Source organism: Arthrobacter sp. MOO21, assembly GCF_057369995.2.
In genome coordinates this window covers 3,456,419-3,475,360 of record NZ_CM170671.2, presented here as the reverse complement: position 1 = coordinate 3,475,360, position 18,942 = coordinate 3,456,419, and the positions used below count along the sequence as shown (strand labels likewise).

The following is an 18,942-nucleotide window of genomic DNA, read 5'->3' as shown; positions in this document are numbered from 1 at the left end:
TTCGGATCTCCTGAGTGGCTGAAGCGGCTGCTCGGCTCCCCTCAATCTACTGCCTGGCCGCGGAAATTCGGGGGATATCGCGGGCAAGGGCGCAGCGGCGGGGCTACCAGCGCCCGTTGCGGGGACGCGGCTGGCAGACGGGGCAGGTGTGCGAGGAGCGGTTCATGAACTGCTCGCGGCGGATGGTCGCGTGGATTCCCGCTGCGGCACACCGCTTGCACGGTTCGCCTTCACGGCCGTAGGCATTGAGGGACCGGTCGAAGTATCCGGACGCACCGTTGACGTTCACGTACAGGGAGTCGAAGCTGGTGCCGCCGGCTGCCAGGGCGTCGAGCATTACCTCGCGTGCACTGTCGATGACACGCTGGGCCTCGGCACGGCGGAGCGTGTCCGTGGGGCGGGCGAAATGGAGCCGGGCCCGCCACAGCGCTTCGTCGGCGTAGATGTTTCCGATGCCGGAGACGAGGCCCTGGTCCAGCAAGGCCCGCTTCAGCCCGGTCTTCCGCGTCCTCAGGCGCCGGTAGAAGAGTTCGAACGAGAAAGCGGGATCCAGGGGATCGCGCGCAATGTGCGCCGCTTCCCCGGCAATCAGCGGAAGGGGGGATTCGGCGAGCCCGCCCGGCCCGGCGTCGTCCGTGGGAACCAGCGAGGTGACGAACAGCCCGCCGAAAATGCGCTGGTCGACGAACCTCAACTGCCCGGGCATGCCCTCCTGGGGACTGAGGCGGAACCTGACCTTGAGGTGCTTCTCGTCCGGCACACCGGAGTCCTGCATCAGCAGCTGGCCGCTCATGCCCAGGTGGGCCATGAGTGCCACGTGCGGCAGCGCCACGCGGGTGGCGCCTTCGCCGGCGGCGCCAACACCGTCCAGCAGCGGCAGCCAGAGGAACTTGCCGCGCCGCACGACGTCGGCCACCACGGCGCCTTCGAGGTTGCCGGCGAAATCGTCGGCGCCAAGGGCGTGGCGCCGGATGGAGCGCGGGTCGAGGACCTCGACGGCTTCGATGGTCCTGCCCCGCACCCAGCTCACCAGGCCGCGGCGCACCACTTCCACCTCGGGCAGTTCCGGCATGGCGGTGCTACTTCGCGGCTACGGAGCCTGCGGCTTTGCCGGTGCCGTCCAGGCTTTCCGCCCCAGTGAGCACGCGCCAGCCGTCAGCTGCCGCTTCCTGCTCGGCTTCCTTTTTCGAGTGCCCGGAGCCCTTGCCGTAGGCGGTTCCACCAATGCTCAGCACGGCAGTGAACGTCCTGGCGTGGTCCGGACCGGCACCGTCCACGGCGTAATGGATGGTGCCCAGCTGGCGGCTGGCCGCGAGCTCCTGGATGCTGGTCTTCCAGTCGGTGCCGGCACCCAGGACAGCCGCATCCTTGAGCAACGGGCCGACCAGGCGCATGACCAGCTGGCGTGCCGTCTCGATGTCATTGGAGACATAGGTGGCCCCGATCAGGGCCTCCATGGTGTCCGCGAGGATGGACGCCTTGTTCTTGCCCTGGGTGAGCTTTTCGCCCTGCCCCAGGTAGATGTACTCGCCGATGCCCAGGCTGCGTCCGATGTTGGCCAGCGCCCGGGTGCTGACGACCGCCGAGCGGCGTTTGGCGAGGTCACCTTCGGGCAACTCGGGGTTGTCCCGGTAGAGGGCATCGGTCACGGAGAAGCCCAGGATGGAGTCGCCCAGGAATTCCAGGCGCTCGTTGGTGGGTATGCCGCCGTTTTCATATGCGTACGAGCGGTGGGTGAGCGCAAGACGAAGCGTCCCGGCGTCAATATTGACACCGAGACGCTTCAGAAGCTCTTCAGTTGAAGACATCCTTCCAGCCTGTCGGCCGATTAGACGTCAGCGACCTTGCGGCCCTTGTACTCAAGGAACAGCGCGGTGCCAGCAGAGTCGGTGACGACCTTTGCCTGGTGCGGCAGGCTGTAGGTGACCTGGCCGTTTTCAACGGTCTTCACCAGGTGGGGGGCGGTCGCCTTCCACTGCGAGCGGCGGGCGCGGGTATTCGAGCGAGACATTTTCCGCTTGGGAACAGCCACGGCTAACTCATTTCTCTCTAGACAAACACGTACAAATCAATTTTGCCGGTCAGGCTTAGCCATATCAGCTAGGGCAGCCCAGCGAGGATCCAGGACCTCGTGGTGGTGCCCCGGCTCGTCTTCCAGGCGAACTCCGCATTCGGAGCAAAGGCCCTGGCAGTCTTCCCGGCACACCGGCTGGAACGGCAGATTGGTGACAACCGCGTCCCGCAACACCGGTTCAAGATCGATTACATCGTGCTCGACTCGACGTTGCTCTTCATCATCTTCTCCGTCCGAAAGCTCAGCGCCCTCGTAGAAGAAAAGTTCTTGCACATTGACCTCAAGGTCATACGCAAGGGGATCCAGGCATCGGCCGCATTCGCCGGTTACACCGACGACAACGGTTCCAGATACCAGAATTCCTTCGTGTACGGCCTCAAGCCTCAGGTCGAACTCGACATCCGAGCCTTCCTGAACACCAATGAGCGCCACACCAAGATCACCCGGTGCGGGTACATGTTCCTTCAGCGTCCGCATGCTTCCCGGACTGCGCCCGAGGTCCTTGACGTCGAACGCCAGGGGCGAACCAGCATCTCTTTTAATGAGAACTCCTGTTGAACATATGACCGACGTACCATCTTAGCCCGAAGAGCCATAACGACTCAAACTGGCTGGCGGCGGCGCCGAAGTACCGGACAAGCTTACCGTCTTGGCTGCTGGTCGGCCGAAGACTCGCCGGTCAGCATCCGGCGGTGCACGGACCTCGGCACGTAATCGGTGATGTTCCCGCCCAGGGATGCCACCTCCTTGATCAACGTGGAGGACAGGTGCACGTAGCTTGCCTCGGCCGGAAGGAATACCGTCTCCACTCCGCTCAGCTGACGGTTCATGGTGGCCATGGGGTGCTCGTAGTCGAAGTCCGACGACGACCGGAGCCCCTTGACGATGGCGGACACTCCCCGCTGGCGGCAATACTCGGCCAAAAGCCCCTCGCCCACCGGTTCAACGACGATGCCTTTGAGGGAGGCGAGGGTCTCACGTGCCATCTCGAGCCGCTCGTCGAGGGTGAACATGTACTTCTTCGCGAAGTTCGTGGAAATGGCCACGATGACCTCGTCAAAGAGCCCGGCGGCACGTGCGATGACTTCGAGATGGCCGTTGTGGATGGGGTCGAAGGATCCGGGGCAAACAGCGCGTCTCATGCTCCGAACCTACCCCATGGCAAGGCCGGGATACCATGACTGGATGCATCCTGCACGGGAACTTTCCACGCCCCTGGCACCTGCCCCATGGCAGCGCACCGCACTTGGTGCCAACCTCCTTTCACCCGATGGCAGCCTTGGCGTGACCATCTTCGAGGAGATGACAACCCTGGCCCTGCAGACCGGCGCCATCAACCTCGGCCAGGGCTTTCCGGACGAGGACGGCCCGGCCGATATCCGGGAAGCCGCCCGAGCGGCCATCGCCGCCGGAGCCAACCAGTATGCGCCGGGGAAGGGGATCCCCGAACTCCGGGAAGCCGTTTCCGCACACCAGGAACGCTTCTACGGGCTGTCAGTGGATCCTGCCTCGGAGGTCATCATCACCACGGGCGCCACGGAAGGCATCGCGGCCGCCCTCCTGGCGTACGCCCGGCCGGGCGACGAGGTGCTGACGTTCGAGCCGTTCTACGACTCGTACGGGGCAATCATTGGACTGTCCGGCGCCGCCCACGTGACGGTGCCGCTGGCGGCCCCGGACTTCATGCCCGACCTGGACGCCCTGGAGGCCGCCTTCAACGAGCGGACGCGGGTGGTGCTGCTGAACAACCCGCACAACCCTACGGGGGCGGTGTTCCCCCGGAACGTCCTGCAGCGCGTCGTGGACCTTGCGGCCCGGCACGGCAGCATCATCATCACCGATGAGGTGTACGAGCACCTCACGTTCGGCGTCGCCCACACGCCGGTGGCTTCACTGCCGGGAGCCGGGGAACGCACCATCACCATTTCCTCGGCAGGAAAGACCTTTTCCCTGACAGGTTGGAAGGTGGGTTGGCTCAGCGGGCCCGCGGAACTCGTTTCCGCGGTGCGCACCGTGAAGCAGTTCCTCACCTACAGCTCGGGCACCCCCTTCCAGTTGGCAATCGCCCAGGGCCTGGCCCTGCCGGACACTTTCTATGACGGCGTTGCCACAGCCTTGGAGCAGAAGCGCGACATCCTCAGCCAAGGGCTGCGCGCCGCCGGTTTCGACGTCTTCACCCCGCAGGGCACCTACTTCGTCAACGTAGACACCGCCCCGCTCGGCATCACCGACGCGCTGGACCTCGCCAGGCGGCTGCCGGCGCTGGTGGGCGTGGCCGCCATCCCGGTCCCCGTGTTCTGCCATGAGGAAGGTGCCCAGCGCACCCGAAGCCTGCTCCGGTTCGCCTTCTGCAAAAAGAATGCCGTCCTGGAGGAAGCCGCGGAGCGGCTTGCCACGCTGCGTGGCAAGCTCTGATGTCTTCGCGGTTCCTGCGGACCACCGGCCAGCATGCCACCATCGAACCGGACGCTTTCACCGACGGCGGCTTCGTCCTGAGCATCGGCGGCGCTGAACAGTCGCACGTCAACCTCGAGCGGCCCGCCGAGATCTTCTACGAGTACCTGCGCAGGATCGGGCACCTGGTGGATCTTGCCGCTCCGGAAGGCGCGCCGGTCCGGGCGCTGCACCTGGGAGCGGGCGCCCTGACGCTGGCCCGGTACATCCAGGCCACCCGCCCAGGCTCGGTCCAGTACGCGGTGGAACTCGAGCGTGAGCTGCTGGACTTTGTCCTGAAATACCTGCCCCTTCCCGAGGGCACGGACCTGACCACCATCATCGGCGACGCCAGGGATGCACTCGGCGCGCTGGACCCCGACCTCAGGTTCGACGTCGTAATCCTGGATATTTTCTCCGGACCCGAGGCACCCGCCCACATCGCCTCCAGCGGGTTCTACCGGGAGGCGAAAGCACACTTGGGTCCGGACGGACTGCTGATCGTCAACGTCGGTGACGAACCGGGGCTCACCCTGGTACGGAGCCAGGTAGTGGCGCTGCGTGACGTCATGGGGGACGTGGCCGCCTTCGCGGAGGCCGGGATGTTCGAAGGCCGGTACCCCGGCAACATCATCCTTGCCGGAACCCTGGGAAAGTGGCCGGAGCAGTGGACCGCCGAGCTGCTTGCCCGGGGCCCGCATCCGGCCAGGGTCCTGGCGGGAGTCGACCTGGACGCGCTGGCAGGCTGACCCGCCTTATCCCTCCGTGCCGGGCTCCCGTTCGGGCTCCCCCCGCGCTGTCCCGCGCGCCGTCCTGTGTCACGCGCCGTCCTGGGACAGGGGAACATCCTCGGCGTCGATGGCGTCCGGGACGAACGGCTCTGCGAACCACAGCCTGGTTTCCCCGTATTTCTTCTCCGCGAACCGCGTCATCGCTTCGGGCCAGCCAGGCTCCGGCGAACGGGAGGACCGCTCCACCACGACGACTGCCCCCGGAGACAGGTGGGCGCTCAGCTTTTGCAGCACCGATGTCACTGCCGCCTCCTCCAATGGATACGGCGGATCCAGGAAGACGAGGTCCCACGCCGCGGCTTCGGCGGCACGTTCCAGGAAGGGCTCGACCTTGGAGCGGTGCACGGTGACCGCCTTGCGCCCCAGGACACCATTAATAAGGTCGGCATTGCGCTGGCACACGGCGCTGGCCTTGGCATCCGACTCCACCAGGTCCACGGACGCCGCACCCCTGCTGCCGCTCTCCACGCCCAGGGACCCGGAGCCGGCGTACAGGTCCAGCACCCGGGCGCCGGCGATGGCCTCGAAAGCATCAAGCCGGGAAAACAGTGCTTCCTTGACCCTGTCCGTGGTAGGCCGCGTCAACGATCCCGGGACGGCCGTCAGCGGTGTGCCGCCCGCGGCTCCCGCGATGATCCGGGTCATGCCGCCCACCGCGTCTTCCGGCCGCGAACGGCGCTTTCCTTGCTAGCCGCGTTCAAGGAACGCCTCCTTTTCGGGGTTGAGGTATTTGTCGATGGCATCAGCGAGTTCCGGATGACTGGACAGGAAGGGGTCGTCCCGGACAACGCCCTGCGCGTCTTCCCTCGCCCTGGCAATAATGTCTTCATGGTCCAGGACCCGCAGCAGCTTCAGGGTTGAGCGGCCGCCGGACTGGGAGGCGCCCAGGATGTCCCCCTCACGCCGCAGCTTCAGGTCTTCCTGCGACAGGACGAAGCCATCCGTGGTGGCGGCCACCGCCTCCAGCCGCCGCCGGCTGGGATGTCCGGGCTCGAGGGCAGTGACCAGCAGGCAGGTCCCGGGCAGGCCGCCGCGGCCCACACGGCCGCGGAGCTGGTGAAGCTGGGAGATCCCGAACCTGTCGGCGTCCAGGATGACCATGAGGGTGGCGTTGTGGACGTCCACGCCCACCTCGATCACGGTGGTGGACACGAGCAGTTTGATGCGGTTGGCGGTGAACCCGGCCATGGTGTCGGTCTTCAGGTCCGGGTCCTGGCGCCCGTGCAGCGGAGCCAGCGGCACCCCGGACAAGGATGGCTCCCCCAGCAGATGCTCGACGACGGCTGTTACGGAGGCGGACTCCCGCGCGGTGTCGTCGGCGTCGAGCCCTGGCGGTTCGGCTTCACCCGGGGTGAAGTCGCCGTCGTCGTCGGTACCGATCTTGGGGCAGACCACGTACACCTGGTGGCCCGCGTCGATTTCCTCCCGGGCGCGTGCCCAGATCCGTGCCGCCCAGGCGGGGTTCTCCGCCAGGCCCACCAAATGGGTGGTGATCGGCGCCCTGCCCTGGGGCAGTTCGTCGAGGGTGGAGGTTTCCAGGTCACCGAAGACGGTCATCGCAACGGTGCGGGGAATGGGGGTGGCGGTCATGACCAGCAGGTGCGGGGGCTTGCGGGCCTTGGCCCGGAGCGCGTCGCGCTGCTCCACGCCGAAGCGGTGCTGCTCGTCCACCACAATCAGGCCAAGGTCGTAGAAGGACACGTTGTCGCTGAGCAATGCATGGGTTCCGATGATGATGCCCGCCGTGCCGGAAGCGGCGTCCAGCATGGCCTGTTTCCGTGCGGCCGTGGGCATGGAACCGGTCAGGAGCGTGACCTGGACGGACGGTCCTGCACTTCCGGCCAGCCCGCCCAGCAGCCCGTCCGCCGAAAGCCGGCCAAGGGTGCGGCGGATGGAGTCGTAGTGCTGGGCGGCGAGCACTTCGGTGGGGGCCAGGAGGGCAGCCTGTCCCCCGGCGTCGACCACCTGCAGCATGGCCCGCAGCGCCACGATGGTCTTGCCGGATCCCACTTCGCCCTGCAGCAGCCGGTTCATAGGGGTGTCGCGCGCAAGTTCGGCGGCGAGGGTCTTTCCGATGGCGGCCTGGCCGGCAGTGAGCGTGAAGGGCAGGTTGCTGTCGAAGGCGGACAGGATGCCGTCCTCTGCAGGGCGCCGGGCGGTGGCTTCCTCGGCGGCGAGTTGCGCCCTGCGCCGCGCCAGCGCGGACTGCAGCACGAGGGCTTCCTGGTACCGGAAGCGGTCCCGGGCCCGCTTCCAGTCCGTGGCAGACTGGGGCGCGTGGATGAGCCGGTAGGCATCCGCCAGGGGCAGGAAAGCTTCCCGCGCCGCGACGCCCGCGGGTACCGGATCCGGCAGGGAGCCGAGGTCCACGGTTTCCAGGAGGGCGGCGATGACCTGCTGGATCTTCCAGCTGGGCAGCTTGGCCGTCGCCGGGTACACGGGGATGGGCATGGCGGCGAGATTCTCCGGATCTCCGCTGCCCTGGCCGAAGGGGTCGTCGTCCAGGATGAGGAAGTCAGGGTTTGTCAGGCCCAGTTGGCCCTTGAAACTGCTGACTTTTCCTGAGAAGAGGGCGCGCCCGGCCCTGCAGCAGCTCCGCCTTGGCCTTGTAGCCGTTGAAGAAGCTGATCTTGAGGGTTCCCGGCACTTTGCCGCGGAAGTCGCGGCCGCCCACCAGCCGAAGCCCCTGCTGCCCGTCGTCGTCGGAAACTATGACGTCGGTGATGGTCCCGCGGCGTGCCTGCATGCTCCGGGTGCTGCTGGAGAGCACCCTGGCAATCAGGGTGACTTCCTCATCGAGTGGGAGTTCACTGATGGGCGTCAGCTCACCCCTGGTGAGGTAGCGGCGGGGGAAATAGCTGAGGAGCTCTTCGACGGTGGTGATGCCGAGGTGCTTTTCAATGACCGCCGCGGAGCGTTTCCCGATCCGCCGCTCCAGGGCGAGGTCCAGTTCAGCGTTCATGCCCGCTGGTGTTCACTGCGTCCGCCTCAGGATCCCGCGGCAGCGCCAGTTCGCTGAAACTGATCTGCGACGGTTCGCCCAGGGACTTGATGATCTCCACCGCCGGGTCCGGGTCCGGGACATGGACGTGAACGCGCCAGCGGTAGTTTCCTTCGGCATCCGGGCCGCCGCCAACCTGGCTCATGATCACTGACTCGCCAATTTCGTCGAGCCGCTGCCTGAGCGTGGCCGCGTTCAACGGCGACAGGCTGATGGTGCACATGACTTCCACGCCGTCGTCGTCCGGCATGGAAGCGTGGATGTGGGGATCCGACACGTCGTAGCCATGCAGGCCGTCCAGGAGCTCGCTTTGCAGTTCCTGGCCCATGACCGCGGAGCGGAGGCAGTCCAGGATCAGCAGCATTCCCACGCCGCCGGCGTCCACCACATGGGCGGACTGCAGCGCGTCGAGCTGTTCCTCCGTGTGGATTACCGCCGCCAGGGCGCCCTCAACCGCGGCGTCGAGCGCCAGTCCCAGCGCATGGTTGCTGTCGTCTCCGTTCTGCCCTGCGTCCACCGCGGCCGCGGCGCGGGCCGCCGCTTCCATGACCGACAGCATGGTCCCGGGTACGGGGTCGCTGAGGGCGGACCAGGCGCGGATCTGTGCCCGGTTCAGGGCTGCCGCCAGCAGGGTAGAGGTCAAGCGGGTGTGTCCGGCCAGCGGCTCGGCGGCGGCGCACAGGAAGACTGAAAAGAGTGTTCCGGAGTTCCCCCTGGCTTCCTCCATGGCCGCCTGCCCTGCGGTGGCAAGGATGGCCCCCACATCAACCGGGGCCGGCTGGTCTTCGCTGAGCACGAGGGAGCGGGCGGCGGCGCGCACCGTGAGGTAGAGGTTGGTGCCGGTATCACCGTCAGCCACCGGGAAGATGTTAATGGCATTGAGGCGGTCGCTGTGGTTGCCGAGGGCAGTTTCAGCCTTGCCCAGCCACCTCTTCATCGCCAGCCCGTTGGCGGCAACCTTAGTGTGCAAAGTGATCCCATCCCCCGGTGTCCGCGGCCCGGCCCGCTATCAGGACTCCCGGGCCTTCATCGGTTCCGAGTGCTTGTATCGAGCCTATCGCAGTGAATCCGGGAGGCAGCCGAACGCCGGCCGGGAATGTGGCCAGCAGGCCATGGTCCTCTCCGCCGCCCAGCACCCACTTCGCGGCGTCCGTGGCCAGCAGCGCCGCGGCCGGCTGGAGGAGTCCGGCAAGGTGCTGCAGCACGGCGGGGTCGAGGTGGACGGCGACATTGCTGGCAGCGGCCAAACGCTTGCCGTCGCGCAGCAGGCCGTCGGAGACGTCCAGCATCGCCGTGGCGCCGGCTGCACGGGCGGCCGGCCCTGCCGCCAGCGGCGGCCGGGGGCGGGACTGCAGGTCAAGGAACACGCGTTCGGCAGGGCTGAGGCTGTCCACTGCAACGCTCGACTCCAGCAGGGCCAGGCCAGCCGCGGCGTGGCCGACCGTTCCGGCCAAAGCCAGGACGTCGCCTGGTTGCGCGCCGGAGCGCAGGACTGGCCGGCCGCCGTCGAGCGTGCCCGTGACGGCGACCGTCACGGAGATTTCGCGGCCACGGCCCAGGTCGCCGCCGGCCACTGAGCAGGCGTTGGCGCCCAGGGCGGTAATTCCCGCGGCAAGCCCGTCGGCGAGCTCCTCCACCCAGCTGACCGGGGTATCCACCGGAAGGGTGAGGCTTACCACCATGGCCGTGGCCCGCGCCCCCATGGCATTGATGTCGCTGAGGTTCTGCGCGGCCGCCTTCCAGCCGACGTCGAATCCGGTGGTCCGGTAGCCGTTCGGCCACAAAAGGCGGAAGTCCTGGTCCTGGACCTGCGTGTCGATGCTGATCACGGTCCTGCCGTCCGGGGCGGCCACGATGGCGGCGTCGTCCCCCGGCCCCAGCAGCGTGGCTGCTGCATGGGACTCCCCCATCCGCAGGCGCGGGAAGATCAGGGAAAGCAGGTCGGCTTCGGACAGGCCGGCGACAGTGGGCTGGCAGGCAATGCGGTCAGGGAGGTCTACAGGCACGCCACTACGCTACCGCGCCCCGCCGACATCGTGTCCCGGCGGGGCCAGTGGCGGCGATAGGCTGGAAGGATGCACCGTCTCCAGCCTTCCCTGTACGCCCGCGCCGCCGGGATGGCACTGATCGGGGGAATTGTTGCCCTTCCGCTGGCCGCCTGTGCCCCGGCCGTGGACGTCACGGCGGCCAGGGACGCGGCCAACCCGGCGTGTGCACCCATGATGGTGGCCCTGCCGGACGCGATCGGCGATTCGAAGCTGCGCAAGACCAACAGCCAGGCCACCGCCGCCTGGGGTGATCCCTCGCTGGTGATCCTGCGGTGCGGCGTCAACGTGCCGGGGCCGACGACGGACCGCTGCGTCACGGTCAACGGCGTCGACTGGGTGATCAAGGAGGGCGACCCGGTGTGGACCCTCACCACCTACGGCCGTGAGCCTGCCACGGAGATCCTGATGGACCCGGACAAGATCAGCTCCGCAACAGTACTGGCGGACCTGTCGGCCGCGGCAGCCAAGGTTCCGGCGGTGCGGAACTGCGTAGGCCAGGAGGAACTGCAGAACCTGCCGAAGAGCCAATAGGTTTCGACAGGCTCAATCCCCGTGGGCCCACGCCGGCAGGGTTCCCTGACCGACGCGAAGCGAGGTTAGGGCGCCGGTGGGGATCAGCGAAGGCCGGTCTTGCGGTTCAGGGCCAGGTAGATGAGCTCATCGATCAGGTCCGCGTAGTCCAGGCCGGAGGCGGCCCACATCTGCGGGTACATGCTCTTGGGCGTGAAGCCGGGCATGGTGTTGATCTCGTTGATGATCAGTTCGCCCTCGGGAGTGTAGAAGAAGTCCACGCGGCTCAGGCCTTCGGCACCCACGGCGTCGAACGCGGCAGCGGCCAGTTCGCGGACCCGTGAAATGGCTTCCGCGGGGATGTCCGCCGGGCAGCTCAGCGCTGCGGCATCGTCCTCGACGTACTTGGCGTTGAAGTCATAGAACTCGTGCGTTCCGCCGGCCACGGAGATCTCACCAGGCATGGAAGTCCGAGGCGAGTCGGTACCCCGGCCTTCGAGGACGGCGCATTCGATCTCCCGCCCGACGATTCCGGCCTCGATGACGAGCCGAAGGTCGTGCCGCCGGGCTTCTTCGATGGCCGCGTCCAGTTCCTCCAGTGAATCCACCTTGGAAATACCCATCGACGAACCCGCGCGCGCCGGTTTGACGAAGACGGGGAAGCCAAGCCGGTCCACCTGCTTGCGGACTGACTCCGGGTCCTTGAGCCACTGCCGGTCCGAGACCGACACGTAGGGGCCAACCCTCAGGCCGGCGGCCTCGAAGACCACCTTCATGAAGTGCTTGTCCATGCCGACGGCCGAGGCCAGGACACCGGCGCCGACATAGCGGGTGTCGGACAGTTCCAGGAGGCCCTGGATGGTGCCGTCCTCACCGAACGGTCCGTGGAGCAGCGGAAAGACGACGTCGACGGCGCCGAGCTCCTGCGGTACCTCATTGGGTGCCGCGACGATCAGCTGGTGCTCCCCGCCGATTTCGGCCAGGGTAACCGTCCGGGCGGAGGGCACCACTTCCGGGAGCGACGACGCCGCGAGGGACCACTGGGCGGTATCGGCGGGGGCCAGGACCCACTGTCCCGTCTTGGCGATCCCGATGGGGATCACCTCGTACTTGTCCTTGTTGATGGCGCCCAGCACTCCGGCCGCCGTCACGCAGCTGACGGCGTGCTCGCTGGAGCGGCCGCCGAAAAGCACCGCTACCCGCGGCTTTCGCGTGCTCGCCGTTTCCCCCGTGGTGGATATGTCTTGTGACATGGTCAGTAATCGCCTTCAGGTTTCAATTCCCGGGACAGCAGGACCGGCCCCAGTTGGTCAACGGACAGCTTGCCTGCCAGCACCGCAACGACAGCGGCAGTGATGGGCATTTCGACGCCGAGCTTGCCGGCAAGTTCGTGGACGGCCTGGCCGGATTTGATGCCTTCGGCGGTCTGGGTCATTTTCCGGCCCACCTCGTCCAGCGTCAGCCCCTGGCCCAGGAGCCGGCCGGCGGTGTGGTTCCGGGAGAGCGGGGAGGAACAGGTGGCCACGAGGTCCCCGAGCCCGGCCAACCCCGCCATGGTCTTCGCGTCTCCGCCCAGGGCCAGCGCCAGGCGGGACGTTTCCGCCAGCCCGCGGGTAATGACGGAAGCCTTGGTGTTGTCGCCCATCTCCTTGCCTTCGCAGATCCCGACCGCCAGCGCAATCACGTTCTTTACGATGCCGCCGATTTCGACGCCCACGACGTCGGCCGTGGTGTACGGCCGGAAATAGGGGGCCGTGCAGGTCCTCGCGATCCAGCCCGCGATGGCCGAATCAGTGCAGGCCACCACGGAGGCGGTCGGCTCCTCGCGGGCGATCTCCATGGCGAGGTTGGGTCCGGAAACCACCGCGATGCGCTCCAGCGGCAGGTCCAGCTCCTGGGCAATGACCTCGCTCATCCGGGCGTCGGTTCCCAGTTCCAGGCCCTTCATCAGCGACACGACCACCGCGCCCGGCGCGATCATGTCCTTCCATTCGCGAAGCTGCGGACGCAGGGACTGGGCCGGGACGGCCACCACCACGAGGTCGGCCCCCGCCAGCACCTCCCGTACATCCGTCGAGGCGGTGATGCTGCCGGGCAGGACGATGTCCTTGAGGTACTCGGAGTTGCGGTGGCCGCTATTGATCTCGTCCACGATTTCCGCGCGCCGGCCCCAGATCCTGATGGAACGGGGAGTCCCGGCGGCGGTGGCGGCATCGCCGAGGATTTTCGCGAACGTCGTACCCCAGGAACCCGCGCCCAGGACGGCGACGCTGCGGGCCGAAACCGCGAGCTTTCCTTCAGCGGTCACCGAGCATCCGTTCCGGCCTCGGGCTGCTGTCCGCGCTCCACGAAGCGGCCATGCTTGGACTGCTGCTGCTTGGCCGGATCCCAGCGCTCAGCGGGAGGCTGCTCGCCGCGGAGCCCGGCAAGGAGTTGCGTAATGGCGTCCATGATGGCGTCGGTGGCTTCCGTCAGGGTCGCCTTGTCGAGGGGACGGCCGGCGAAGGCGCTGAGGTCCACCGGGTCTCCCACCACCACCCGCGAAAGCTTGCGGGGGAAGATGTGGAACGTCTTGCCGTACCGGGGGAAGACCTCGTGCGCACCCCAGTGCGCGATGGGAACCACGGGGATGCCGCCCTCCAGGGCCAGCCTCGCCGCGCCGGTGTGTCCCTTCATGGGCCAGAGCCCGGGATCGCGGGTGAGGGTGCCCTCCGGGTAGATGATGATCGCCCCTCCCTCGGCCACGATCTCCTGGGCGACCTGCAGTGAGCGGTTCGCTCCCGCCGTCGAACGTTCCACGGGCACCTGCTTGGTGGCCCGCAGGAGCCAGCCAAGGCCGGGAACCTTGAACAGGGCCGCCTTGGCCAGGAAGTGCGGTGCGCGCTTGTTGTTGTAGAGCATGTGGCCCACCACCAGGGGGTCAATTTCCGTGCAGTGGTTGGGGGCGGCGATGAACCCGCCGGCGGGAAGTTTTTCGGTTCCCTCCCATTTCTTGCTCATCATCGCTGTCATCAGGGGCCGGACAATCCCGGCAATGAAAACGAACGTGGCCTTGCTCTTGGCCGATTCCTTCACGGTCCCGCTCTACTTCGTAGTGGTGATGTCGAAGTCGGCGCCGAGTCCCGCGAGCTTCTCGGTGAAGCGTTCATAGCCGCGGTTAATGATGTCGATGCCGGTGACGCGCGAGGTGCCGGTGGCAGCCAGGGCGGCGATCAGGTGGCTGAACCCGCCGCGGAGGTCTGGGACATCGATATCGGTGCCCTTGAGCTGGGTGGGTCCGGAGATCACAGCGGAGTGCAGGAAGTTGCGCTGGCCGAACCGGCAAGGCACACTGCCCAGGCACTCGCGGTGGACCTGGATGCTGGCACCCATGCGGATCAGGGCGTCGGTGAAGCCGAAGCGGTTCTCGTACACCGTCTCGTGGACGATGGACACGCCTTCAGCCTGCGTCAGCGCGACGACGAGCGGCTGCTGCCAGTCCGTCATGAAGCCGGGGTGGACGTCGGTTTCGAGGACCAGCGGGTTCAGCTTTCCGCCGCGGTGGTAGAAGCGGATGCCGTCCTCGCCGATGTCCATGCCGCCACCCACCTTTCGGTAGGTGTTCAGGAAGGTCATCATGTCGCGCTGGGAGGCACCTTCAACGAAGATGTCGCCGCGGGTCACCAGGGCTGCCGATGCCCAGGAGGCCGATTCGTTGCGGTCCGACAGGGCGCGGTGGTTGTAGCCGCCCAAATCGCGGACGCCCTCGATGCGGATAGTCCGGTCGGTCTGGACGCTGATGATGGCGCCCATCTTCTGCAGCACGGCGATGAGGTCGATGATCTCCGGCTCGGTGGCGGCACCGGAGAGCTCGGTAATGCCTTCGGCCCGGGTGGCGCTGAGAAGGACCTGTTCGGTGGCGCCAACGGACGGGTAGGGCAGGGAGATCTTGGCCCCGTGGAGCCCCTTGGGCGCGGAGATGTGGATGCCGCCCGGGCGCTTTTCCACCACTGCCCCGAACTGGCGCAGCACGTCGAGGTGGTAGTCGATGGGCCGGTCGCCAATCTTGCAGCCGCCGAGGTCGGGAATGAAAGCCTCGCCGATGGCGTGGATCAGGGGTCCGCAGAGCAGGATGGGGATGCGGGAGTCACCTGCGTGGGCGTCGATGGCGGTGCTGGGCGCGGTCTTGGCGGCCTTGGGATCCAGGGTGAGATCACCGTTGACGGGGTCTTTCTCAACCGTCACGCCGTGCAGCTGCAGCAGGGAGGTGACGACCTCCACGTCCTTGATTTCCGGAACGTTCCGCAACACCGAGGGTTCGTTGCCGAGCAGTGCCGCCACCATTGCCTTGGGGACGAGGTTCTTTGCCCCCCGGACGCTGACGCGGCCTGTAAGCGGGACTCCGCCGCGGATTGTCAGAACACTACTCATATACCGGTTTCCTCACGATCACTAGCCCACAAATCCTTGCGAAGGCTCCAACCAAGCATAGGAGGTCGCGTTACCGAACCGAAATAAGGGGCTGCCGAAGGCGGGGCGTGGCGGCCTCCAAACAGCTCCGGCCCCGGCCCCGCGCCTGCGGGAAGGGGGCCGGAGGGAAAGCCCGGCCTAGGAAACCCGGGCCGGCAGCGTTTTCGGCTTGAAGCTGGGGCGGGTGGCTTCATACGCAGTGATGTCCGCCTCGTGCTGAAGCGTCAACCCGATGTCATCCAGGCCTTCCAGCAGCCGCCAGCGGGTGTAGTCGTCGATCTCGAACGGCGCCACGATGTTGCCGCACACCACGGTCTTGGATTCGAGGTCTACGGTGACCTCGGTTCCCGGCGCGTTTTCGAGCTCTTTCCAGATGAGTTCGATGTCGTCCTGCGCCACCTGCGCGGCCAGCAGCCCCTGCTTGCCGGAGTTGCCGCGGAAGATGTCGGCAAAGCGGGAAGACAGCACGGCCTTGAACCCGTAGTCCTTCAGGGCCCAGACGGCGTGTTCGCGGGAGGATCCGGTGCCGAAGTCCGGGCCGGCCACCAGCACCGAACCGGCGCTGTAGGGCTCCTGGTTCAGGATGAAGGAGGGGTCCTTGCGCCAGGCGGAGAACAGGGCGTCCTCGAAGCCGGTGCGGGTGATGCGCTTGAGGTAGACGGCGGGGATGATCTGGTCGGTATCGACGTTGCTCTGGCGCAGCGGGACGCCGATGCCGGTGTGCTTGGTGAACTTTTCCATGGTCTTGTCCTAGGCTGCGTCGATGCGGATGGCGGCGGGTTCGGGGGCCGGTTCAAGGTCCGACGGCGAGCTCAGGGTGCCGCGCACGGCAGTGGCTGCCGCGACCACCGGTGACACCAGGTGGGTGCGCCCACCCTTGCCCTGGCGTCCTTCGAAGTTGCGGTTGGAGGTGGAGGCGCAGCGCTCCCCCGGTTCCAGCTGGTCCGGGTTCATGCCCAGGCACATCGAGCAACCGGCGAAGCGCCATTCGGCGCCGAAGTCCTTGAACACGCGGTCCAGTCCTTCGGCCTCGGCTTCGAGCCGGACGCGGGCGGATCCGGGAACCACCAGCATGCGGACGTTCGGATCCTTCTCGCGGCCGCGGATGATATCGGCAGCCGCCCGAAGGTCCTCGATCCGAGAGTTGGTGCAGGAGCCCAGGAAGACGGTGTCCACGCGGATGTCCTTCATGGGGGTGCCGGCTTCCAGTCCCATGTACTGCAGGGCGCGCTCGGCGGCAGCCTTGGCGTTTTCGTCGCCGAAGTCCGCCGGGGACGGCACGGACTCGGACAGGGACACGCCCTGGCCCGGGTTGGTGCCCCAGGTGACGAACGGCTCCAGCGTGTCGGCGTCCAGGTCCACCTGGGCGTCGAAGGTGGCGTCGTCGTCGGTCTTGAGCGTATTCCAGTACTCGACGGCGGCGTCCCAGTCAGCGCCTTCCGGCGCGTGCGGGCGGCCCTTCATGTACTCATAGGTGGTTTCGTCAGGCGCCACCATTCCGGCACGGGCACCGGCTTCGATGGACATGTTGCAGATGGTCATGCGGGCGTCCATGGACAATGCCCGGATGGCCGAGCCGCGGTATTCCAGGACGTAGCCCTGGCCGCCGCCGGTGCCGATCTTGGCGATGACTGCCAGGATGATGTCCTTGGCGGTGACGCCCGGACGGAGGGTGCCCTCAACGTTGATGGCCATGGTCTTGAATGGCTTCAGGGACAGTGTCTGGGTGGCCATGACGTGCTCCACCTCGGACGTGCCGATGCCCATCGCCAGGGCGCCGAACGCGCCGTGCGTGGAGGTGTGCGAATCGCCGCAGACCACTGTCATACCGGGCTGTGTGAGGCCCAGCTGCGGCCCCACCACGTGCACGATGCCCTGCTCGGCGTCGCCGAGGCTGTGCAGGCGGACGCCGAACTCCGCGCAGTTGTTGCGCAGCGTCTGGATCTGGGTGCGGCTGGTGAGATCGGCAATAGGCTTGTCGATGTCCAGCGTGGGGGTGTTGTGGTCCTCGGTGGCGATGGTCAGGTCCGGGCGGCGCAGTTTCCGGCCGGCCAGGCGGAGGCCTTCGAAGGCCTGCGGGGACGTGACTTCGTGGACCAGGTGGAGGTCGATGAACAGAAGGTCGGGCTGGGCGTTGGCACCGTCGCCGTCACCTTTGCGCACCACATGGGCGTCCCAGACTTTCTCGGCCAATGTCTTTGCCATGGCCATCTCCCTTCACTGCTGTTTGGCTGATTAGTCCAACTGAATCAGGACGGCTCCGCGCTGCGCCAGCCGAAAGATTTGCATCTCAGATATTGAGACGGCAATATCATTACATGGACAATTCTAGTGGAGTCGGTGTCATTGATAAAGCGGCCCAGGTGCTCGACGCACTCGAGGCCGGCCCCACCACCCTGGCCCAGCTCGTGGCTGCTACCGGCCTGGCCCGGCCCACCGTCCACCGCCTCGCTTTGGCGCTCGTCCACCACCGCCTTGTCAGCCGCGACATCCAGGGCCGGTTCGTCCTTGGCAGCCGCCTCGTGGAGCTCGCCTCGGCCGCCGGCGAGGACCGCCTGATCGCCTCCGCGGGGCCCGTGCTGATGCAGCTCCGCGACGCCACGGGCGAAAGCGCCCAGATCTTCCGCCGCCAGGGAGACTGGCGCGTGTGTGTCGCCTCCGCCGAACGTCCCATCGGGCTGCGCGACACCATCCCCGTCGGCACGCAGCTGTCCATGAAGGCAGGCTCCGCCGCCCAGGTGCTGCTTGCCTGGGAGGACCACGACCGGCTCCTTGAGGGCCTGCAGTCAGCCCGTTTCACGCCCACCGTCCTGGCAGGCGTACGACGGCGGGGCTGGGGACAGAGCCTCGGCGAACGCGAGCCGGGGGTCGCCTCCGTCTCGGCCCCGGTACGAGGCCCCTCCGGCAGGGTGATCGCCGCCGTCTCCATTTCCGGCCCGATTGAGCGGCTGACCCGCCAGCCGGGGCGGCTGCATGCGGAAGTAGTCTGCAATGCCGGCCGGATCCTGACCGAGGCCCTCCGCAAGAACAACGACTGAGGCAAGAACAACGCCTGACGCCCGGGACCTGCCGCTAGGCTGTGGCCATGGGCAGCTATGCAGTGTTCCTCCGCGGCATCAACGTGGGCGGCATCAATATCAAAATGGCGGACCTTCGGGAGGCACTGAAGAACTGCGGTTTCGCGGACGCCAAGACCTTGCTGGCGAGTGGAAACGTGGTGCTCTCCAGCAGCCTGGATGCAGCTGGCGTCAAGAGGCAATGCGAAAAGTGCCTCCGTGGGGCGTTCGGCTACGAAGCGTGGGTGGTGGTTCTGGACGCCCGGAGGGTGGCCGGGCTGGTGGCGGCCTGCCCCTACCCCGACGACGACAAGTCCACCCACAGCTACATCACCCTGTCATCGGACACGGCTGTCCTTGATGAGCTGGAAGCGGCCGGGTCAGCGCTGGAGAGCCATGACCAGCACCGCCTGGGTCCAGAGGCCCTGGCCTGGCTCGCTCCAGTCGGCGGAACCCTGGACAGTCCCTTCAGCAAAATCAGCGCCAAGGCCAAATTCAAGGCCGCCACCACCACCCGCAACCTGCGCACCATGATCAAAGTCAGGGACGCAGCCGCCGGTCTCGCGGGCGGCGGCTGACC

Annotated in this window: 19 protein-coding genes and 1 pseudogene; 5 read left to right on the top strand and 15 right to left on the bottom strand. The window is 67.0% G+C overall.

Annotated features, from left to right (window positions below; all coding sequences use genetic code 11):
- Nucleotides 1-103: 103 nt before the first annotated feature.
- From mutM to coaD, 5 genes are all read right to left on the bottom strand, one after another.
- Nucleotides 104-1,072 (bottom strand): bifunctional DNA-formamidopyrimidine glycosylase/DNA-(apurinic or apyrimidinic site) lyase, encoded by a 969-nt coding sequence (gene mutM, locus AC2JAJ_RS16135; RefSeq protein WP_486415184.1) that lies wholly within the window; start codon nucleotides 1,070-1,072, stop codon nucleotides 104-106.
- Between the two features lie 7 nt (nucleotides 1,073-1,079).
- Complete coding sequence (gene rnc / locus AC2JAJ_RS16130) at nucleotides 1,080-1,808, bottom strand: ribonuclease III (RefSeq protein WP_486415185.1); 729 nt, start codon at nucleotides 1,806-1,808, stop codon at nucleotides 1,080-1,082.
- Between the two features lie 20 nt (nucleotides 1,809-1,828).
- Nucleotides 1,829-2,032 (bottom strand): 50S ribosomal protein L32, encoded by a 204-nt coding sequence (gene rpmF, locus AC2JAJ_RS16125; RefSeq protein ID WP_009356569.1) that lies wholly within the window; start codon nucleotides 2,030-2,032, stop codon nucleotides 1,829-1,831.
- Nucleotides 2,033-2,068: 36 nt separating this feature from the next.
- The gene (locus AC2JAJ_RS16120) at nucleotides 2,069-2,593 is read right to left on the bottom strand and encodes a YceD family protein (protein WP_486416784.1); all 525 of its coding nucleotides are present in this window, start codon (nucleotides 2,591-2,593) and stop codon (nucleotides 2,069-2,071) included.
- 122 nt (nucleotides 2,594-2,715) lie between these two features.
- Entirely contained in the window at nucleotides 2,716-3,216 is a 501-nt protein-coding gene (coaD, locus tag AC2JAJ_RS16115) for a pantetheine-phosphate adenylyltransferase (RefSeq protein ID WP_221386864.1), read from the bottom strand.
- Nucleotides 3,217-3,259: 43 nt separating this feature from the next.
- Between coaD and AC2JAJ_RS16110 the strand changes: the two genes are divergently transcribed.
- Nucleotides 3,260-4,489, top strand: coding sequence for an aminotransferase class I/II-fold pyridoxal phosphate-dependent enzyme (locus tag AC2JAJ_RS16110; protein WP_486415186.1), 1,230 nt, complete (start codon nucleotides 3,260-3,262; stop codon nucleotides 4,487-4,489).
- Nucleotides 4,489-5,256, top strand: coding sequence for a spermidine synthase (locus tag AC2JAJ_RS16105; protein WP_486415187.1), 768 nt, complete (start codon nucleotides 4,489-4,491; stop codon nucleotides 5,254-5,256). Before AC2JAJ_RS16110 ends, AC2JAJ_RS16105 begins: the two co-directional genes overlap by 1 nt.
- A 69-nt stretch (nucleotides 5,257-5,325) precedes the next feature.
- Here AC2JAJ_RS16105 and rsmD read toward each other — a convergent pair whose 3' ends face one another.
- The 4 genes and pseudogenes from rsmD to thiL all read right to left on the bottom strand — a co-directional run bounded on the left by rsmD (nucleotide 5,326) and on the right by thiL (nucleotide 10,305).
- Nucleotides 5,326-5,943, bottom strand: coding sequence for a 16S rRNA (guanine(966)-N(2))-methyltransferase RsmD (gene rsmD, locus AC2JAJ_RS16100; RefSeq protein WP_486415188.1), 618 nt, complete (start codon nucleotides 5,941-5,943; stop codon nucleotides 5,326-5,328).
- Nucleotides 5,944-5,985: 42 nt separating this feature from the next.
- A pseudogene (locus AC2JAJ_RS16095) lies at nucleotides 5,986-8,260 on the bottom strand (ATP-dependent DNA helicase RecG).
- Nucleotides 8,250-9,236, bottom strand: a complete 987-nt coding sequence (locus AC2JAJ_RS16090; RefSeq protein ID WP_221386979.1) for a DAK2 domain-containing protein — start codon at nucleotides 9,234-9,236, stop codon at nucleotides 8,250-8,252. The pseudogene AC2JAJ_RS16095 and the gene AC2JAJ_RS16090 overlap by 11 nt, the downstream one beginning before the upstream one ends.
- Nucleotides 9,237-9,258: 22 nt before the next feature.
- Entirely contained in the window at nucleotides 9,259-10,305 is a 1,047-nt protein-coding gene (thiL, locus tag AC2JAJ_RS16085; RefSeq protein WP_501053191.1) for a thiamine-phosphate kinase, read from the bottom strand.
- 111 nt (nucleotides 10,306-10,416) lie between these two features.
- Between thiL and AC2JAJ_RS16080 the strand changes: the two genes are divergently transcribed.
- Nucleotides 10,417-10,878: a DUF3515 domain-containing protein gene (locus AC2JAJ_RS16080; protein ID WP_486416786.1), complete on the top strand. Its 462-nt coding sequence runs from the start codon at nucleotides 10,417-10,419 to the stop codon at nucleotides 10,876-10,878.
- An 83-nt stretch (nucleotides 10,879-10,961) separates the two neighbouring features.
- Here AC2JAJ_RS16080 and AC2JAJ_RS16075 read toward each other — a convergent pair whose 3' ends face one another.
- The 6 genes from AC2JAJ_RS16075 to leuC all read right to left on the bottom strand — a co-directional run bounded on the left by AC2JAJ_RS16075 (nucleotide 10,962) and on the right by leuC (nucleotide 17,511).
- Nucleotides 10,962-12,110 (bottom strand): D-alanine--D-alanine ligase family protein, encoded by a 1,149-nt coding sequence (locus AC2JAJ_RS16075; protein ID WP_221386857.1) that lies wholly within the window; start codon nucleotides 12,108-12,110, stop codon nucleotides 10,962-10,964.
- Between the two features lie 2 nt (nucleotides 12,111-12,112).
- Nucleotides 12,113-13,165 carry an NAD(P)H-dependent glycerol-3-phosphate dehydrogenase gene (locus tag AC2JAJ_RS16070; RefSeq protein WP_501053190.1) on the bottom strand — a complete coding sequence of 351 codons (1,053 nt, stop codon included), beginning with the start codon at nucleotides 13,163-13,165 and terminating at the stop codon, nucleotides 12,113-12,115.
- A complete protein-coding gene (locus AC2JAJ_RS16065) occupies nucleotides 13,162-13,932 on the bottom strand; it encodes a lysophospholipid acyltransferase family protein (RefSeq protein ID WP_486415191.1) in 771 nt (256 codons plus the stop codon). Before AC2JAJ_RS16065 ends, AC2JAJ_RS16070 begins: the two co-directional genes overlap by 4 nt.
- Before the next feature lie 9 nt (nucleotides 13,933-13,941).
- Nucleotides 13,942-15,267 (bottom strand): UDP-N-acetylglucosamine 1-carboxyvinyltransferase, encoded by a 1,326-nt coding sequence (gene murA / locus AC2JAJ_RS16060; protein WP_079598938.1) that lies wholly within the window; start codon nucleotides 15,265-15,267, stop codon nucleotides 13,942-13,944.
- Between the two features lie 177 nt (nucleotides 15,268-15,444).
- The gene (leuD, locus tag AC2JAJ_RS16055) at nucleotides 15,445-16,047 is read right to left on the bottom strand and encodes a 3-isopropylmalate dehydratase small subunit (protein ID WP_221386854.1); all 603 of its coding nucleotides are present in this window, start codon (nucleotides 16,045-16,047) and stop codon (nucleotides 15,445-15,447) included.
- A 9-nt stretch (nucleotides 16,048-16,056) separates the two neighbouring features.
- The gene (gene leuC / locus AC2JAJ_RS16050) at nucleotides 16,057-17,511 is read right to left on the bottom strand and encodes a 3-isopropylmalate dehydratase large subunit (protein ID WP_486415192.1); all 1,455 of its coding nucleotides are present in this window, start codon (nucleotides 17,509-17,511) and stop codon (nucleotides 16,057-16,059) included.
- Nucleotides 17,512-17,624: 113 nt separating this feature from the next.
- Here leuC and AC2JAJ_RS16045 point away from each other — a divergent pair, with 113 nt between their 5' ends.
- Nucleotides 17,625-18,344, top strand: coding sequence for an IclR family transcriptional regulator (locus AC2JAJ_RS16045; protein WP_009356552.1), 720 nt, complete (start codon nucleotides 17,625-17,627; stop codon nucleotides 18,342-18,344).
- A 47-nt stretch (nucleotides 18,345-18,391) separates the two neighbouring features.
- Nucleotides 18,392-18,940: a DUF1697 domain-containing protein gene (locus AC2JAJ_RS16040; RefSeq protein ID WP_486415193.1), complete on the top strand. Its 549-nt coding sequence runs from the start codon at nucleotides 18,392-18,394 to the stop codon at nucleotides 18,938-18,940.
- Nucleotides 18,941-18,942 lie beyond the last annotated feature (2 nt).

Bases quoted from the DNA above. Each gene is read 5' to 3' on its own strand.
- mutM (WP_486415184.1), bottom strand. From the start codon at position 1,072: ATGCCGGAACTGCCCGAGGTGGAAGTGGTGCGCCGCGGCCTGGTGAGC.
- AC2JAJ_RS16075 (WP_221386857.1), bottom strand. From the start codon at position 12,110: ATGTCACAAGACATATCCACCACGGGGGAAACGGCGAGCACGCGAAAG.
- coaD (WP_221386864.1), bottom strand. From the start codon at position 3,216: ATGAGACGCGCTGTTTGCCCCGGATCCTTCGACCCCATCCACAACGGC.
- leuD (WP_221386854.1), bottom strand. From the start codon at position 16,047: ATGGAAAAGTTCACCAAGCACACCGGCATCGGCGTCCCGCTGCGCCAG.
- AC2JAJ_RS16040 (WP_486415193.1), top strand. From the start codon at position 18,392: ATGGGCAGCTATGCAGTGTTCCTCCGCGGCATCAACGTGGGCGGCATC.
- murA (WP_079598938.1), bottom strand. From the start codon at position 15,267: ATGAGTAGTGTTCTGACAATCCGCGGCGGAGTCCCGCTTACAGGCCGC.
- AC2JAJ_RS16045 (WP_009356552.1), top strand. From the start codon at position 17,625: ATGGACAATTCTAGTGGAGTCGGTGTCATTGATAAAGCGGCCCAGGTG.
- leuC (WP_486415192.1), bottom strand. From the start codon at position 17,511: ATGGCAAAGACATTGGCCGAGAAAGTCTGGGACGCCCATGTGGTGCGC.
- AC2JAJ_RS16105 (WP_486415187.1), top strand. From the start codon at position 4,489: ATGTCTTCGCGGTTCCTGCGGACCACCGGCCAGCATGCCACCATCGAA.
- rsmD (WP_486415188.1), bottom strand. From the start codon at position 5,943: ATGACCCGGATCATCGCGGGAGCCGCGGGCGGCACACCGCTGACGGCC.
- AC2JAJ_RS16090 (WP_221386979.1), bottom strand. From the start codon at position 9,236: ATGAAGAGGTGGCTGGGCAAGGCTGAAACTGCCCTCGGCAACCACAGC.
- AC2JAJ_RS16080 (WP_486416786.1), top strand. From the start codon at position 10,417: ATGGCACTGATCGGGGGAATTGTTGCCCTTCCGCTGGCCGCCTGTGCC.
- rnc (WP_486415185.1), bottom strand. From the start codon at position 1,808: ATGTCTTCAACTGAAGAGCTTCTGAAGCGTCTCGGTGTCAATATTGAC.
- AC2JAJ_RS16110 (WP_486415186.1), top strand. From the start codon at position 3,260: ATGCATCCTGCACGGGAACTTTCCACGCCCCTGGCACCTGCCCCATGG.